The organism is Achromobacter sp. (assembly GCF_032113835.1).
In the GTDB taxonomy this organism is placed as follows: Bacteria; Pseudomonadota; Gammaproteobacteria; order Burkholderiales; family Burkholderiaceae_B; genus Achromobacter.
In genome coordinates, this window is record NZ_DAMCTG010000031.1 from 20875 (window position 1) to 35683 (window position 14809).

Here is a 14809-nt window from a genome sequence, read left to right on the forward strand (position 1 = left end):
CATGACGAACCTGGACCAACGCGTGTTCGTCGCCGGCCACCGCGGGATGGTGGGCGCGGCGATCACCCGCGAACTGCACCGGCGCGGCTACGAGAACGTGCTGACCCGCAGCCGCGCGGAACTGGACCTGGAAAACCAGAACCAGGTGCACCGCTTCTTTTCGACCACGCCGGTCGATGTGGTGTACCTGGCCGCCGCCAAGGTGGGCGGCATCCTGGCCAACCAGACGCATCCGGTGGACTTTCTGTACAAGAACCTGATGATCCAGTGCAACGTGATCCGCGCCGCGTATGCGGCCGGGGTGCGCAAGCTGCTGTTCCTGGGTTCGTCATGCATCTACCCGCGCGAGGCGCCGCAGCCCATCCGCGAGGACGCGCTGCTGACCGGTCCGCTGGAAGCCACCAACGAGCCTTACGCCATCGCCAAGATCGCCGGTCTGAAGCTGTGCGAGGCCTATCAGCGGGAGCACGGCGCGCGCTTCATCTGCGCCATGCCCACCAACCTGTACGGCCCGCACGACAACTACGACCTGCACAGCAGCCACGTGCTGCCCGCCCTGATCCGCAAATTCCACGAGGGCCGCGAGGCCAACGCGGAAAGCGTGACGATCTGGGGCACCGGGTCGCCGCTGCGCGAGTTCCTGTACGTGGACGACCTGGCGCAGGCCAGCGTCATGCTGATGGAGCATCCGGACGCCGAGGGCATCTACAACATCGGCGCCGGCCAGGACATCTCCATCGCGGACCTGGCGCGGCTGGTGGCGCGGGTGGTCGGCTACGAAGGCAAGATCGTCTACGACACCTCCAAGCCCGACGGCACGCCGCGCAAGCTGATGGACTCGTCGCGCGTGCAGGCGCTGGGCTGGCGGCCGGAGATCTCTCTGACGCACGGCATCACGCTGGCCTACGGCCATTTCCTGCGCGAGCGCACGCAACAGGCGCTGCCGGTGGCCTGACGGCCGCGCCAGCATGACAGACAGGGTTACCGATGCTCGGATTCGTGAAGAAACACATCGCCGGCAATGCCTCCTTCTGGGGGCTGGTGGAGTACGGCATCGGTCCCGTCGCGGCGCTGGTGGCGCTGCCGATCCTCTTTCGCCAGCTCGGCACGGTCGGCTTCGGCCAGTATTCGATGATCATCGCGCTGGCCGGGTTCGGCAACGCGGCCAACCTGGGCGCGGCCGTGACCGCGACCAAGCTGGTCTCCGAGAGCGCGCACGAGCCCGGCGGCGCCTATCGCGCGGCCGGCGTCAGCATGTCGCTGATCGGCTGTGCGCTGGCCGTCGTGACCCTGGTGGCCGTGCTGCTGTGGGGCGTGGTAGGGCTGGGCTGGCCCGACGCCACGTTTGGCGGCGTGGCGGTGACGATGCTGGCCATGCCGGCGCTCGCCATCTACCTGACGCAGCAGTATGACCAGCTGTTTTCCGGCTGCCTGAAGGGCCGCGAGGACTTTCGCGCCACCGCACTGTGCGAGGTCTTCAGCCGCACCGGCACCATGGCGCTCGCCTGCGCGGCCGCCTGGTACACCGCCTCGCCCACCTGGACGGGGCTCGCGCAGGCGCTGGGCCTGCTCGTCGCGGGGAGCGTCAAGATGCGCGTGTTTTCGCGCGCCTACGACCGCTACATCGTGCGGCCCGTGCGGGACCGCGGCGCCATGATGTCCGCCTTCCGGTTCTCGCGCTGGTCGTGGCTAAACAGCCTGAGCGCGCTGGCCTTCGGCTCGGTCGACCGGGTGCTGGTCGGCAGCCTGATGGGACCGGCGGCGCTTGCCATCTACACCGTGGGCGTGCAGGTGGGCCAGATCATCCACACGGCGTCCGTCGCCATCTTCCAGAAGGCGATGCCGCGCGTGACACGCCTGTCGGTGTCGCCGCCCTACCCGGGGGCCGCCGAACGCGAGATCCGCCGCATGATGCTGTGGAACCTGGCGCTGTCGGCCGGCGCCACGCTGGCGGTGCTGGCGGTCAGCCGGCCGCTCTTGAACGTGCTGCTGGGCGACAACGTCGCCAGCGGCCATCTGGGCACCTTCCAATTGCTGATCGTGGCGTCGGGCCTGCTGTCCCTGAATGCCGCGGCGCACTTCTCCCTCCTGGGGCTCGGCAATTCCCGCGCCGTCGCGATCCTGAACGGACTGGGCGGCCTGGCGATGCTGTGCGTCATGGCGGGACTGGTTCACGTGGCGGGGGAACACGCCGCAGCCTGGGGCCGCATGGCCTACGCGGCGATCACGCTGGCCGGCGTGGCCCTCGCCATCCGTCAATCCCGCCCCGAGTTTCCGGGCGCCATGCCTGCGGCCACCCGTTAACCAACATGCTGAGGTCTTACATGCGCAAGCGCCATAACGAGTATTCACGCCAGCTCATCGACTTCGTCCGCGAGCTCCGTCCGCCAGCGCCCATCGCCAGCGGCCTGCTGCCCAAGGTGACGATCGTGACCCCCTCGTTCAACCAGGCCAAGTTCCTGGAGCGCACCATCCTGTCCGTGCTGAACCAGGGGTATCCGCGGCTGGAATACATCATCATCGACGGCGGCTCCACGGATGGCAGCGTGGACATCATCAAGAAGTACGAGCGCTACCTGTCCTACTGGGAAAGCACGCCGGACCGGGGCCAATCGCACGCGATCAACAAGGGATTCGAACGCGCCACGGGCGACTACGTCGGCTGGCAGAACTCGGACGACCTGTATTTCCCGGGCGCGCTGCGCAAGCTGGGAGTGGCTGCGGCCAAGGGGCGCGCGCCGATCGTCAGCGGCAACCTGTTCGTGGCGGACGCCGACAACCGCATCTTCCGCAAGATCCACTACACGCCCGTCAACCGCGGCACGCTGACGGTGGTGAAGGCCTCGATCCCGAACCAGTCCGCCATTTTCCGCCGCGACCTGCTGCGCAAGTACGGCCTGCTGCAGGAGAGCATGCGCTACTGCATGGACCTGGAGCTGTGGAGCCGGCTGCTGCGCGAGGGCAAGAACCTGATCGTGCCGGACGCGCTGGGCGTGTACACCGCCCACGACGAGACCAAGACGGCGCTGATGCAGGACGTGCTGCTGGAAGAGCGCGAGCAGATCGTCAGCCGCATCCGGCGCACCGAGCCGGGCCTGGGCAAGCTGTTCGAGCTGTCGTGCCGCGCCTCGAAGGTGGCCGCGCATGCCCGCCAAGGCGACCTGACCTATCTGCTGGAGAAGCTGACCACCAAGATCTTCGGACGCGACGACTGGGCCGCGCACTAGGCCGGCCCGACACTGATACGGAACTCCAATGACCACGCGCCGCCGGCTTTCCACCCTGCACCTCCTGGGCATGTTCGTCTTCACCGCGCTGGCGCTGAACGACGACAGGTTCATCGTGGGGGTCGGCAGCTTCAAGCTGTCGCCCTTCGATCTGCTGTTCGTGGCGATGCTGGGGGTCAAGGCGCTCAGGCTGGCCGACCCGCGCGCCTATGCGCTGCCGCGCGGGGCGCTGGGCGTGCTGCTGGGCATCCAGGCGATCTCGGTGATCTACCTGCTGCTGGTGTCGATTGACCATCCGGGCATCGAGACCGGCGACGTGGCGCGCGACCTGCGCATCGTCTTCTACTTTCTGTGCACGCCGTTCCTTTGCTACAAGGACATCGACAGTCCGCACGCCTACGCAATCCTGCAGAAGTACATCGTGGCGGCGAGCCTGGCGGTCGCCACACTGATGCTGGTGGAACAGGCGGCCGGGTTCAGCGTGGCCAATCCGCTGCGCAACGTGCGGCTGGGCGTGTGGGCCATCCCGATGGGCGTGGTGTCGCTGCTGTACTTCCGCCGCACGCTGAACGTATCGGGTCCCAAGGCCTACGCACTGATCCTGTTCATGGTGATGGCGCTGGTGTTCTCGCTGAATCGCAGCCAGTACCTGCAGTTGGCGATCTCCGTCACCATCGCCGTGCTGCTGGCCGGCAACGCCGACATCCGCCGCCGCGCCGTGATGATCTTCGTTCCCGCGGCCGTGGCCGGGGTGCTGATCTTTGCCAGCATCGGCTATCTGGACGTGCTGACCAATCGCATCTTCAGCGTCGAGCGCCTGGACGAGGATTCCAGCTACGGCGCACGCGTGCAGGAGATGGAAGGCCAGATGGCGTTCTTCGCCGAGAATCCCGTCTTCGGCAAGGGCGCCGGCTTTCGCAGCTGGGTGATGGGCGAAAACGGCTTCGAGCTGAGCACGTTCGCGCACAACTCCTGGGCCTTCTACCTGATGAAGTTCGGGATCGTCGGCACAACCATGATCATGCTGCCGCCCCTGTTGATCCTGCTGTTCTCGCTCTTTCGGCGCTATGCCCATCCCGGGCTGGAGATGCACCGGCGATATCTGCTCGCCACCGCGCCCATCTACATCTTCATCGACTCGATGTCCGGTGGCTTGGCCTATGCGCCAAAGACCGCGTTTACCGGATTCCTCCTGTGCTATTGCCTGTCGCTGATGCGCAATGCACAGATCATGCCCGTGCCTCGCCAAGAATCTCCCGCTCCCAGCCCTCGCCCGGACATCGTGCGCCGGGCGCCACCCACGCGAGTAATACCTCATGTCTGATGTCTTGTTTGTCGCACCGGACTTGCATGGCGGCGTCGGAAGATGCGTCGCCTTCATTGTGGATGCGTTGCCGGAACAGGGGGTGGACTCCGCCCTGTTCCTGCTGCGCTCGCGCAATCGCGAGTATCCCATCGCCAATCCCAAGGTCACGCGCGCATTTCCCATCATCGAGTCCCCAACCAAGCTGCGGCTGGCGCTGCCCGTGGCGTTCTTCAAGCTGCTGCAGCACATCCGCCGCGAAAAGCCCGCCATCGTCTGCTCGCATGGCCTGTTGTGCAACATGCTGGTCGTGCTGGCCAGAAAAATCCTGCGCGGCAATTTCCGCACCGTGGCGTTCGAGCACAGCAGCCCGGCCATCCACTACGGCGCCTCGAAGATGCGCCGTCTGAAGTGCTGGCTGGTCAGCCAGACTTACCGGCGCCATGACGCCGTGGTGGGCGTGTCGCGCGGCGTGAAGGAAGACCTGGTCAGCATGTTTCCGCCACTGCGCGGCAAGGTCCACACCATTTACAACGGCGTGCCGCTGGACAACGTGCGCCGGCAAGGCGCGCAACCCAAGCTGGCCGACGACGGCGAGTCGCCCTACCACGTGGTGGCCGTGGGCCGGCTCGAGGCGGTCAAGGACTATGCCACGCTGATCGACGCGGCCGCGCTGCTGGACGATCCGCGCATCGCGTTCACGATCCTGGGCGAAGGCTCCGAACATGCCGCCCTGCAAAAGCGCATCGACGACAAGCCTTCGCGCACGCAGGTCACGCTGGCGGGCCATATCGACAATCCGTTTCCGGTCATCGCCGGCGCCGGCGCCTTCGCGCTCACCTCCGTGCGCGAGAGCTTCGGCAACGTGCTCGTGGAGGCGCTGTGCCTGGGCGTGCCCGTGATCTCGACGGACTGCCCGCATGGTCCCGCCGAGATCCTGGACGCCGGCCGCTACGGACTGCTGGTGCCGGTCGGCGACGCCGAGGCGCTGGCCGAGGCGGTGCGGCGCCTGGCCTACGACGGCGAGATGCGCGAGAAGCTGGCGGCCCAGGGCCCCGAGCGCGCGGACGCCTTTTCCCTCGAGCGGCACTGCCGCAACGTCATCGATCTCTTCCGGCCGCTCATGCAGCGCGGAACGCCCTGAACAGGACAGCATCATGCAGAAGATACCGGTATCCGTCGTGGTGATGACGAAGAACGAGGAACGCAACATCGCGAAGTGCCTGAAGGGGCTGGCGGATTTCGACGAAGTCTTCGTCGTGGACTCCAACAGCACGGACGCCACCTGCTCGATCGCCACGGCGATGGGCGCGCGCGTCTCGAACTTCAATTGGGACGGCAAGTATCCGAAGAAAAAGCAGTGGTGCCTTGAGCAACTGCCCTTCACCCACCCCGTCGTGCTTTACGTGGACGCCGACGAAGAGATGACGCCGGGCCTCGCCGCCGAAATCCGCGACGTGCTGCCGCGCTTTGCGGCGGGCGCAGGCGGCGCGTTCGTGCCGTTCGACTACGTGTTCTGCGGCAAGAAGCTCGAGCACGGCCACCGCGTCTACAAGCTGGCGCTGCTGGCGCGCGACCGCTCCCGCTTCCTGGACTATGACGACCTGGACGTCGCCAACATGTGGGAAGTTGAAGGCCACTACCAACCGCAGGTCGAAGGCGAGACCTTCGCACTGCGCCAGCGCATGGTGCACAACGACCACGATTCGCTGTATCACTACTTCGACAAGCACAACCGCTATTCGGACTGGGAAGCGAACCTGCGCACCAAGGGACTGATGAACGACCCGCGCGAAGCCAACGTCGGCGGCCGCGCCCTGCTCAAGCGCATCTTCCAGGCCATGCCGTTCAAGGCGCCCATTTCGTTCCTGCACTCCTACCTCTTCAAGCTGGGCTTCCTGGACGGCAAGGCGGGCTATGACTACGCCGTCGCGCGCGCCATGTACTACTGGCAGATCCGCATCAAGACCGAGGAAATCCTGAAGGCGCGCCGGGCCAGCGAGGCCGCCTCGCAGCGCGATGCCGTTGCGGGAGCGGCCAAATGAGCACCTTGCAACGCCTGGACCAGTTCGCGCTGGCGCCGGGTCAGCGCGGGCGTTCGGCGCTGACCGTGCAGTTGTGGTGGATGGTGCAAGGCACGCTCTTTCGCTGGTCGCCGCAGGTGGCTTACGGCTTTCGCCGCTGGCTGCTGCGCTGCTTCGGCGCGCGCGTGGGCCACAAGGTGCTGATCCGGCCCACGGCCACGGTCACCTACCCCTGGAAGGTCGAGATCGGCGACTACGCCTGGATCGGCGACGACGCGGTGATCTACAGCCTGGGTCCCATCCATATCGGCGCCCACGCCGTGGTGTCGCAGCGCAGCTACCTGTGCGCGGCGGATCACGACGCCGGCCGGCCCGACTTCCCGTTGCGCGAACGCGCCGTTCGGGTCGAAGACGGCGCGTGGGTGGCGACTGACGTGTTCGTCGGGCCGGGCGTGACGATTGCGCGCGAGGCGGTCATCGGCGCACGCAGCTCGGTGTTCCGCAACATGCCGGCCGCGATGGTCTGCCACGGCAATCCGTGCCGCCCCATCCGGCCCCGCACCGCCACGCCAACATGAAAATACTCATCTATGGCATCAACTACGCGCCCGAACTGACCGGCACCGGCAAATACACCGCCGAACTGGCCGAATGGCTGGCCGCCCGCGGGCACGAAGTCAGCGTGGTCACCGCCCCGCCCTACTACCCGCAATGGAAGGTGCACGAGGGCTACCGCGGTTCGCGCTACACCAAGGAATCGCGACGCGGCGTGACCGTGCGGCGCGCGCCCTTGTGGGTGCCCGAAAGGCCGGGCGGCGCCAAGCGGCTGGTGCACCTGGCAAGCTTCGCGCTGTCCAGCCTGCCGTCGCTGCTGCGCGCCGCGATGCGCCGCCCGGACATCATCCTGGTCGTCGAACCCGCCCTCTTCTGCGCGCCGGCCGCGTGGCTGACAGCCCGCCTGACCGGCGCGCGCGCCTGGCTGCACATCCAGGACTTCGAGGTCGACGCGGCGTTCGAATTGGGGCTGCTGAAGGGCGGCGCTTTGCGATCGATGGTCAAGCGCGCGGAGCGTTGGCTGATGCGCAGGTTTGATCGCGTGTCGACGATTTCGAACCGGATGCTGGATCTGGCGCTTTCCAAAGGCATCGATCCGAGCCGTGCGGTGCTGTTGCCCAACTGGATCGACGTCAATGCCATCACGCCGCTCGCTGAAGGCGGCGATTACCGCGCGCAGCTCGGCATTCCGGACAACGCCATCGTTGCGTTGTATTCGGGGAATATGGGTGGCAAACAAGGCTTGCAGATTCTGGCGGACGTGGCGCGTCGTCTTAACCGAGAAGACCGTCTTTGGTTCCTGTTCTGCGGTCAGGGACCCGAACGCGCGGCCCTGGAGGAAAAGTGCCGGGGTCTGACGCGGGTCATCTTTCTGGATTTGCAGCCGGCAGAACGCCTGGGCGCGTTGCTGGGCACGGCAGACATCCACCTGTTGCCCCAACGCGCTGGCGCGGCCGACCTGGTCATGCCTTCGAAACTGACCGGCATGCTGGCCAGCGGCCGCCCGGTCGTCTGCGGCGCGGCGCGTGGCACGGAGCTTGCCAGCGTCGTGTCGCGCTGCGGGCTGCTGACACCGCCCGAGGATGCCGTCGCGATGGCCGAGGCGGTGCGCAAGCTCAGCTACAACGCGCAGATCCGCGAAACCCTGGGCGCGGCAGCGCGGCAGTATGCGATGGCGCATCTGCATGTGGATGCGGTGCTGGGCGCGGCGGAGCGGGAGTTTATGGCGCTTGCGAAGAACAAGGGCCGCGGAGCGCCGGCGGGGACGCAGGCGAGTGAGGGGGATGTTTGAGGGGGGGTGCCGGAATGGGCGCATGCATGGCGGGCGCGGAACAGCATGGACAGCGTCGCCTTGCTTAGCCCCCCTGATTAGCCGGTAGAAAAACCACACCGTCGACTGTTCTCTTCCGGAAATTCAATCTCCGGGTACTGGAGAATGATCAGATGCGGCAGGGCCATGGACGGCATGAACACGAGCAGGATCGCCAAATCCACCCAGATCATCAGCGGCAACCATCGCCGCCATTTCCTTGCGGTGAAGGACCTAATGATCCAACGTCCACCGTAGCGCAACAGTACGTCTCTCGGGCTTTGAGGGAGCGAAACAATCTTTGGTGGGGGCAGGCCTTCAACCTTAGCCATATAACGATTGAGCCAAGCCCAGATATGGTCTGCATAAATTTTCTCGTTGGACATGATTGGTATCTTGACCAATTGAGGTGCAGGCAAGTTGCGGGTATAGCCCACAAGGTAAAGATAAGGTTGCGCTTGACCTGTTGACCAGCAAATGCCCTGCAACTGATCCCAGTCAAGTTCCCATATTTCATCCGAGCTTTCTTCGGGATATGGGACGTAGTAGACGCAGCGGCTACGGCGATCGAACCGAACTTTCGAGCACCGGTATCGGAAGCGCGGTCCCAAGACACAAAAAAGAAAAAACACCATAAGCCCTATGGCCGGAAGGCCTAGAACGGCCAGCCAAATCAACCCGAACCCATTGTCAACGCCTGCGATCACTGCAGAAAAGAATACGAGCAGTCCAATAAGCGTGAAAACTTGAAGCATCAAGCTATGACCTTCGGATTTCAGCGAATCGGAGATGACCTCGATGCAATGCTCGTTGATCCGCGTCGCCTCTATGGAGGCGGAATCCTTCGGGCCTGGCGCCAGAGGCAACAACGTACTCGCGAAGCGAAAGATCCGCCATTTTTTCTGGATTTCTCTAAACGACGGGCGCGGCTGCCGGATTTGCTTGCTGGTTCGCATTACTTGGGGTGTTGGGCGATTGAGGAGGGAGATGTGAGGATGGAGGAGTCGGCCTTGCGCAGGTGTTGGCGGGTGGGACGCCCTTGAACGCGTCGCCTCGCCCGGCCATTACGTCACGCCAACTCAGGGTTGGCTATCAGACACGTATGATTCTGAGGTGCATCAGCTGAGCACTCGATCGGGTACGCAACACGTTCGCTTTGGTGGTGGCCGGGCTTCGCCACGCGCCGTTGCAATGCTTAGTGGCGCAGCGTCCGATGACGCAACGCTCAACAAACCACTTTTATTGCGATAACTTTCACGCGCCCAAAAAAATCAGGGCCTGTGCAGGCGGCATCGCCACCCGCACAGGCCCTGATTCCCGTCATCGCATCAACTCCCTTCGCCCTTCCCCGGCGCAGGCTGCCCGTTCGAGCTGCGCACCAATCCCATCTGCACCGCGATGTACGCGGCCTCGGCCTGGTTGCGCGCGTTGAGTTTCCAGTACAGCGTGCGCGCGTGGCTCTTGACGGTGGCGACCGAGATGCCGACCTGCTGGCCGATCTCGCGCATGGTCTTGCCTTGCACGAGAAGCTGCAGGATCTCTTCCTGCCGCTGCGTGAGCTCGCGCAGCTCCTGCACGGACGCGTGTGTCGTGCTGGGCGGCCTGCCAGCGGGTTGGGGATAGCACTCTCCGCCCGCGATCACCAGGCTGACCGCTGCGGCCAACGCATCGGGGCTGGACGCCTTGGGCAGATAGCCCGCGACGCCGGCGCGCGCACACGCGGCCATGACGCTCTGGTCCATCGCTGAATACAGGACGAGCACGAGCCGCGGCATGAAGAATGCCATCGCCTGGGAAAGAAGCCCGATGTCCTGCTCCGCGGAGCCGCTGCAACCCACCACCAGCAACTCCACTGGCTTGTTGATCGAGCTGGACATATTGAGAAGGTGGGCTGGCGAAATGGCCAGGATATCGTCGGCGTTGCGCACACGTTCCAGCACATGCTGAATTGCGACACGAAGCAGAGCGTAGTCTTCGATCAGTACGGTTGTCATCCCGGGAAGAACCTTGTGACGCATGGCCCATTACGGTTCCCATGACGCTGGCGCGACGCCGCGCAAGGCGCGGGTTCACGCGCGTCGCCAGGCTCAGGGGAATCCTGTCCGCAGCCTTGGGATTGCAGTGGCGAGACTAAGTGATTCGCCCTATCAATCCATGCTTGCAGACACAACTCATGCTATCAGCGGCTACGTTCGCTGAATCTCGTTCAGGAGGATGATTGGTGGCGGAAAGCGAGGTGACAGCAACCCGAACACCTGCTTTCTATGCCTTAGCCGTATTGGCTATGCGCAACCCCGGCAGCGTTGGAACTGGGCGTTCCTGCTGCCGGGCAGGCAGCGCAAACCTGACTCAACCGAGCTTGCGCCCATAGATCTGCCCGGCATCCACTTCACGCCCGTTCGGTTCATGCCATTCCAAGGTCGCACCGCGTTGCAGCGCCGCGTAAACGGCTTCGCCCTTGTTCTTGACATGCAGGCGTTGATACAGCGTGCACGCGTGCGTCTTGGCGGTCGCCACCGAGATGTTGAGCATCCGGCTGACGGTCTTGATGGGATAACCCCGTGCAAGCAGCACCAGCACTTCGTACTGGCGCGGCGTGATCTGCAGGAGCTGTGCCCCCGCGCTCACGGGCATGGTGCCCTTCGAGCCGGCTTCTTCCGCGTCCCGAGACGGCAAGGCGCATACGGTGGAGGCCGGAGCCTGCAGCGCCTGTTCGCTGGGGAAGCATTGCCCGCCCGCCATCACCAGGCGTATGGCGGCCTCGAGGATCTCGACCGAAGCCGTTTTCATCAGGCAACCGTACACGCTGGCGCCAGGCAGGCCTTGCACCGGCATGGGCAAGGGCATGACGTCCGTCAAAAGCAGAATCCGCTTGGGCGTCAGCACGCGCTGAATCTCGTGCAAGGCGCTCCATGCTTCATCGGTATCCACTGGCAAACCATAGATCAGAAGATCGGCGCCCGCGTGCACGCCGTCGGCCTTGGACACGTCCGCAAGGCCCATCCCCTCGATCTCCCACACATCATCCAACTTGCTAAGAATCTGCCACAACCCCAACCGCAGTAGCGGATGGGCTTCAATCAGGACCATCTTGGCCATGGTGTCCTCCCGGTTTTTCGACGAGCCTAGAAGGGATCTTCGCTGTGCTGAAGACTATTTTTTTTTCCAGCCCTGCGGGGGTGGTCCGCATATCCCGGAATATCTAATGAAGCTGAACCGGGACATTTGGGCTGGGCAACTTTGGTAGCCAACATAACGGATGGCATGGAACCCATCTTATGGTTCGGATTTGTCAAAATCAAGACGTTTCAGGGCGATATAATCCGACAAAATCAGAAATCAATCGTTAGCCTTAATCACGTTCGTAAATATGGATGAGAAAGTCATCTCGTCCTTTTCGCCGCTAGGGTTTTCACCAGCACCAACATGGCGCGGGGACGCATCTCCCCTATGAAGCAGCCTTGCAAGACTGCCCGCACAGGCGCTCTGGCCCTTGTTACAGACGAAAAAAAGCCGCGTCGGGACATCTGCCGGACGCGGCGTCGAATAGCCGGAGGAGAAGGGAAACCTGTCAACTTGTATCCGCGGACACATCAAGCCCGTGAACAGTCCCTGTATTCGAAATAACGGTAACATTTTTTATTTTCCCGCCCGCAGGCGGATTTACTCCATATAGGCGAAGTCAAATACCGTGTGACCCCCCTGATGATGCCAATGGTGCATTGAAGCATGGCGTTTTCTCAGGAAGTTTGCGTAGTGGATTTCGCCGTCGGTTTCAACGTAGGTGGAAGGCGTCAGCTCCTCGATCCGGTTGAGCGAGACACCCTTGCCGTAGTGACAGAACCCCTGGTACTGCGCGCACCGGATCACGTCTCCCCCTGGCGACACAACGATTCCGGCGTTGCGGGCGCGCATCGGATTGCGCACGATCGGGTTGCAGGCGTGCGGCGTCCAGGTCGTGGAACGCGGCGAATCGGAAAAAAACGCGAACAGTTCGTCGCAATGGCTCTGGCCGTCCGTCCGGTCGATATTTGTTAATAGCCACCAGTATTCGCCGTGTTTAAAGATAATGGTATCCACGGCCGAAATATTGGTCATCAGATTAACGTCAAGCTCCCATTTCAGTGGAAATTCAGTGCATTTCCACAACTCAATACTGCGATTTCCGCATGTTTCAGGGACCATGTACGTCACGCCTTCGTGTTCAAAAATATACGGAAACGAAAGGTGATACGGCAGGTTCAGCGCGGTGCCCAACAGCCGGAAAGCCCCGTCGGAGTAGGTCGCTACCGAGATCGTGCCCTTGCGGGACGTAAAATCATAGTCCTCGAAAAATATATATGGTTTTTTATCGTGCGTATAAACAAAAGGGTCGGCAAAAAACCGGCCCTTTGGCGGTTGCAACACCATGGCTTCGGAGACCACGGCCTGCTGGCGTGCGGACGGAAACATACCGATCCGCCAGCGGATATTGCGTTTCATGACGCGGCGCACAACGAGATCCGACATTAACCATGCCTGGCGCGCAATATATGCCGCGCTATCCCACTCCGCCGGATCGGCCCGGCGCGGGCCGCTCATGATCTGCATGGCGGGCGGCGCGACGCCCGGGCGGTCATGGGCCAGCGCCTGCAAGGCGTCATAGACCATGAAGTTTCCCAAGCTGAATGCGCGCGCCTGATTCTTCAGCCAGAACACTTCCGTGTTGAAACTGCGCTGGTCCAGAAGCTCGTCGTCTTCCTGCCTGGCGCCGACGCGCCAGAGTTTCACGGTGGTGTGATCTTCGCGCTGAAAAACCTCCCAGAAGCCGGCATAACGGCTGGTGGCCACCGCAATATCCGAGTAGCTCAACTGCCAGACGCCCAGACGCGACCAACTCGCGAGCTGCGCGCGGGTGGCCAGCGACGCACCCAGCGTGATCACCAGGTCCAGCCCCAGCGCCTGCACCTCGTTGCGCGCGTGGGGATCCTCGTCGCCCGGCGCCAGCGGGATTACCGACGTGCCCGCCTCCTGCAGTCCATCGCGCATGTCGCGGCAGGCCAGCATGACGCGCTGCTTCTGCGGCAGCAGCTTGCCTTCCAGGCGCGACAGCGAACCGAACAGCGCCTTCACGCTCAGCCGGGGCGCGCTGTCGGCGGCCTCGCCGTTCATCACCAGCAAGGCCGTGAGGTCGAAATCCTGGCTGTGGAGTAGCCACTCAACCATCTCGTGCATCCAGCCGGGTTGCTCATACCCGTCGACCAGCAGTCCCACCTTGTACGTCTTCATTTCTCGTGCTCCTGTATCAGGGCGATTGGCCTGCCGCGCCGTGACTGCGAAGGGGCCTCGCCCGGCACACACCCGGGGCAATGCATTCATGTTCTCGCGCTGATACTGCGGGCTTTTGGGCGTGCGTTCCAGAGCACATTCATCCTAGGGCCGGTGTCCGAGGACGATCGGCTAAATCTCAACCTCACGGCCATGGCGCCCCTCATTCTTCTTTCCGACGCTTCTCGTTCTTACGCCCGATGCGAAGCGACCGTGCCGCAAAACCGACACATCGGGCGCGCATGGTTAGGGGTAAACCCTATTGGGGATAGCAGAGGCTCGCCTCTCATCCGTGCCTCCCGCATAATGCTTTGAAACAAACGTTTGAATTCAACCTTATGCAAGAAATCCGCTCGACCTCCACGAGGGAAACCATCCTCGACACCGCCGAATCCCTGTTTGCGCAACAGGGACACGAAGCGACGTCGATGCGCCAGATCACGGGCGCGGCCGGCGTGAACCTCGCGTCGGTGAACTATCACTTCGGCTCGAAAGAGTCACTCGTACAGGCGGTGCTCAAACGCCGCCTGGAAGTGCTGAATCGCGAGCGCATGCGCCTTCTGGACGAACTCGAGGCGCAATCCGGCGGCAAGCCCCTGAAGCCCTCGCAGATCGTGGACGCGTTCTTCGGCACGTTGCTGCGTCTGGCCGCCGATCCGGCGCAGGCCGGCAGCACCTTCCTGCCGCTGCTGGAACGCACGATGACCGACCCCACGGATTTCATCCGCGCGCTGTTTGCCGAGGAATATGCGGACGTGCTGGCGCGCTACCGCAATGCGCTCTTCGCCGCCCTGCCCGACGTGCCGCGCGCCGAGATCATCTGGCGCTTCCAGTTCATGCTGGGCGCGACGTCGTACGCGATCATGGGCACCGATCTGCTGCGCTCGGTCACCGGCCTGGCCGGCGACGAGGCCGAACAGCCCAACGACCGCGAGCTGCTCTTGCCGCGCCTGATGAGTTTCCTGCTGGGCGGGCTGCGCTCGCCCCTGCCGCACTTGAACGCAAGCCCCGGAGGCGCCTGACCGCCTTCCACCGCAACAGGCCGGCGAGCCGCCTTCGGTCACCGCCAGGCAACTGAAGAACA

At 63.6% G+C, this 14809-nt stretch carries 13 protein-coding genes; 9 read left to right on the forward strand and 4 right to left on the reverse strand.

Annotated elements, in window-relative coordinates; genetic code table 11:
• The first annotated feature begins 1 nt into the window (after nt 1).
• Genes RT697_RS13155 through RT697_RS13190 form a run of 8 tightly spaced genes read left to right on the forward strand, consistent with a single transcriptional unit; the run spans nt 2 to nt 8400 of the window.
• On the forward strand, nt 2-955 hold the full coding sequence (locus tag RT697_RS13155) for a GDP-L-fucose synthase (RefSeq protein ID WP_313699413.1): 954 nt from the start codon (nt 2-4) through the stop codon (nt 953-955).
• Between the two features lie 44 nt (nt 956-999).
• Nucleotides 1000-2304: an oligosaccharide flippase family protein gene (locus RT697_RS13160; RefSeq protein ID WP_313699415.1), complete on the forward strand. Its 1305-nt coding sequence runs from the start codon at nt 1000-1002 to the stop codon at nt 2302-2304.
• 20 nt (nt 2305-2324) lie between these two features.
• Complete coding sequence (locus RT697_RS13165) at nt 2325-3227, forward strand: glycosyltransferase family 2 protein (RefSeq protein ID WP_313699417.1); 903 nt, start codon at nt 2325-2327, stop codon at nt 3225-3227.
• A 28-nt stretch (nt 3228-3255) separates the two neighbouring features.
• Nucleotides 3256-4551 carry an O-antigen ligase family protein gene (locus tag RT697_RS13170; protein ID WP_313699419.1) on the forward strand — a complete coding sequence of 432 codons (1296 nt, stop codon included), beginning with the start codon at nt 3256-3258 and terminating at the stop codon, nt 4549-4551.
• Entirely contained in the window at nt 4544-5674 is a 1131-nt protein-coding gene (locus RT697_RS13175) for a glycosyltransferase (protein ID WP_313699420.1), read from the forward strand. The genes RT697_RS13170 and RT697_RS13175 overlap by 8 nt, the downstream gene beginning before the upstream one ends.
• A gap of 13 nt (nt 5675-5687) precedes the next feature.
• A complete protein-coding gene (locus RT697_RS13180; protein WP_313699422.1) occupies nt 5688-6575 on the forward strand; it encodes a glycosyltransferase family 2 protein in 888 nt (295 codons plus the stop codon).
• Complete coding sequence (locus tag RT697_RS13185; protein ID WP_056563330.1) at nt 6572-7132, forward strand: putative colanic acid biosynthesis acetyltransferase; 561 nt, start codon at nt 6572-6574, stop codon at nt 7130-7132. Before RT697_RS13180 ends, RT697_RS13185 begins: the two co-directional genes overlap by 4 nt.
• Nucleotides 7129-8400 carry a glycosyltransferase WbuB gene (locus RT697_RS13190; protein WP_313699424.1) on the forward strand — a complete coding sequence of 424 codons (1272 nt, stop codon included), beginning with the start codon at nt 7129-7131 and terminating at the stop codon, nt 8398-8400. Before RT697_RS13185 ends, RT697_RS13190 begins: the two co-directional genes overlap by 4 nt.
• A 77-nt stretch (nt 8401-8477) precedes the next feature.
• Here RT697_RS13190 and RT697_RS13195 read toward each other — a convergent pair whose 3' ends face one another.
• The 4 genes from RT697_RS13195 to RT697_RS13210 form a co-directional block, all read right to left on the reverse strand.
• Nucleotides 8478-9374: a hypothetical protein gene (locus tag RT697_RS13195; protein WP_313699426.1), complete on the reverse strand. Its 897-nt coding sequence runs from the start codon at nt 9372-9374 to the stop codon at nt 8478-8480.
• A 372-nt stretch (nt 9375-9746) separates the two neighbouring features.
• On the reverse strand, nt 9747-10412 hold the full coding sequence (locus RT697_RS13200) for a response regulator transcription factor (protein WP_313699428.1): 666 nt from the start codon (nt 10410-10412) through the stop codon (nt 9747-9749).
• Nucleotides 10413-10767: 355 nt separating this feature from the next.
• Complete coding sequence (locus RT697_RS13205) at nt 10768-11517, reverse strand: response regulator transcription factor (protein WP_175138027.1); 750 nt, start codon at nt 11515-11517, stop codon at nt 10768-10770.
• 564 nt (nt 11518-12081) lie between these two features.
• Complete coding sequence (locus tag RT697_RS13210; protein ID WP_313699430.1) at nt 12082-13686, reverse strand: hypothetical protein; 1605 nt, start codon at nt 13684-13686, stop codon at nt 12082-12084.
• Between the two features lie 377 nt (nt 13687-14063).
• Between RT697_RS13210 and RT697_RS13215 the strand changes: the two genes are divergently transcribed.
• On the forward strand, nt 14064-14747 hold the full coding sequence (locus RT697_RS13215; protein WP_056563348.1) for a TetR/AcrR family transcriptional regulator: 684 nt from the start codon (nt 14064-14066) through the stop codon (nt 14745-14747).
• Nucleotides 14748-14809: the final 62 nt, after the last annotated feature.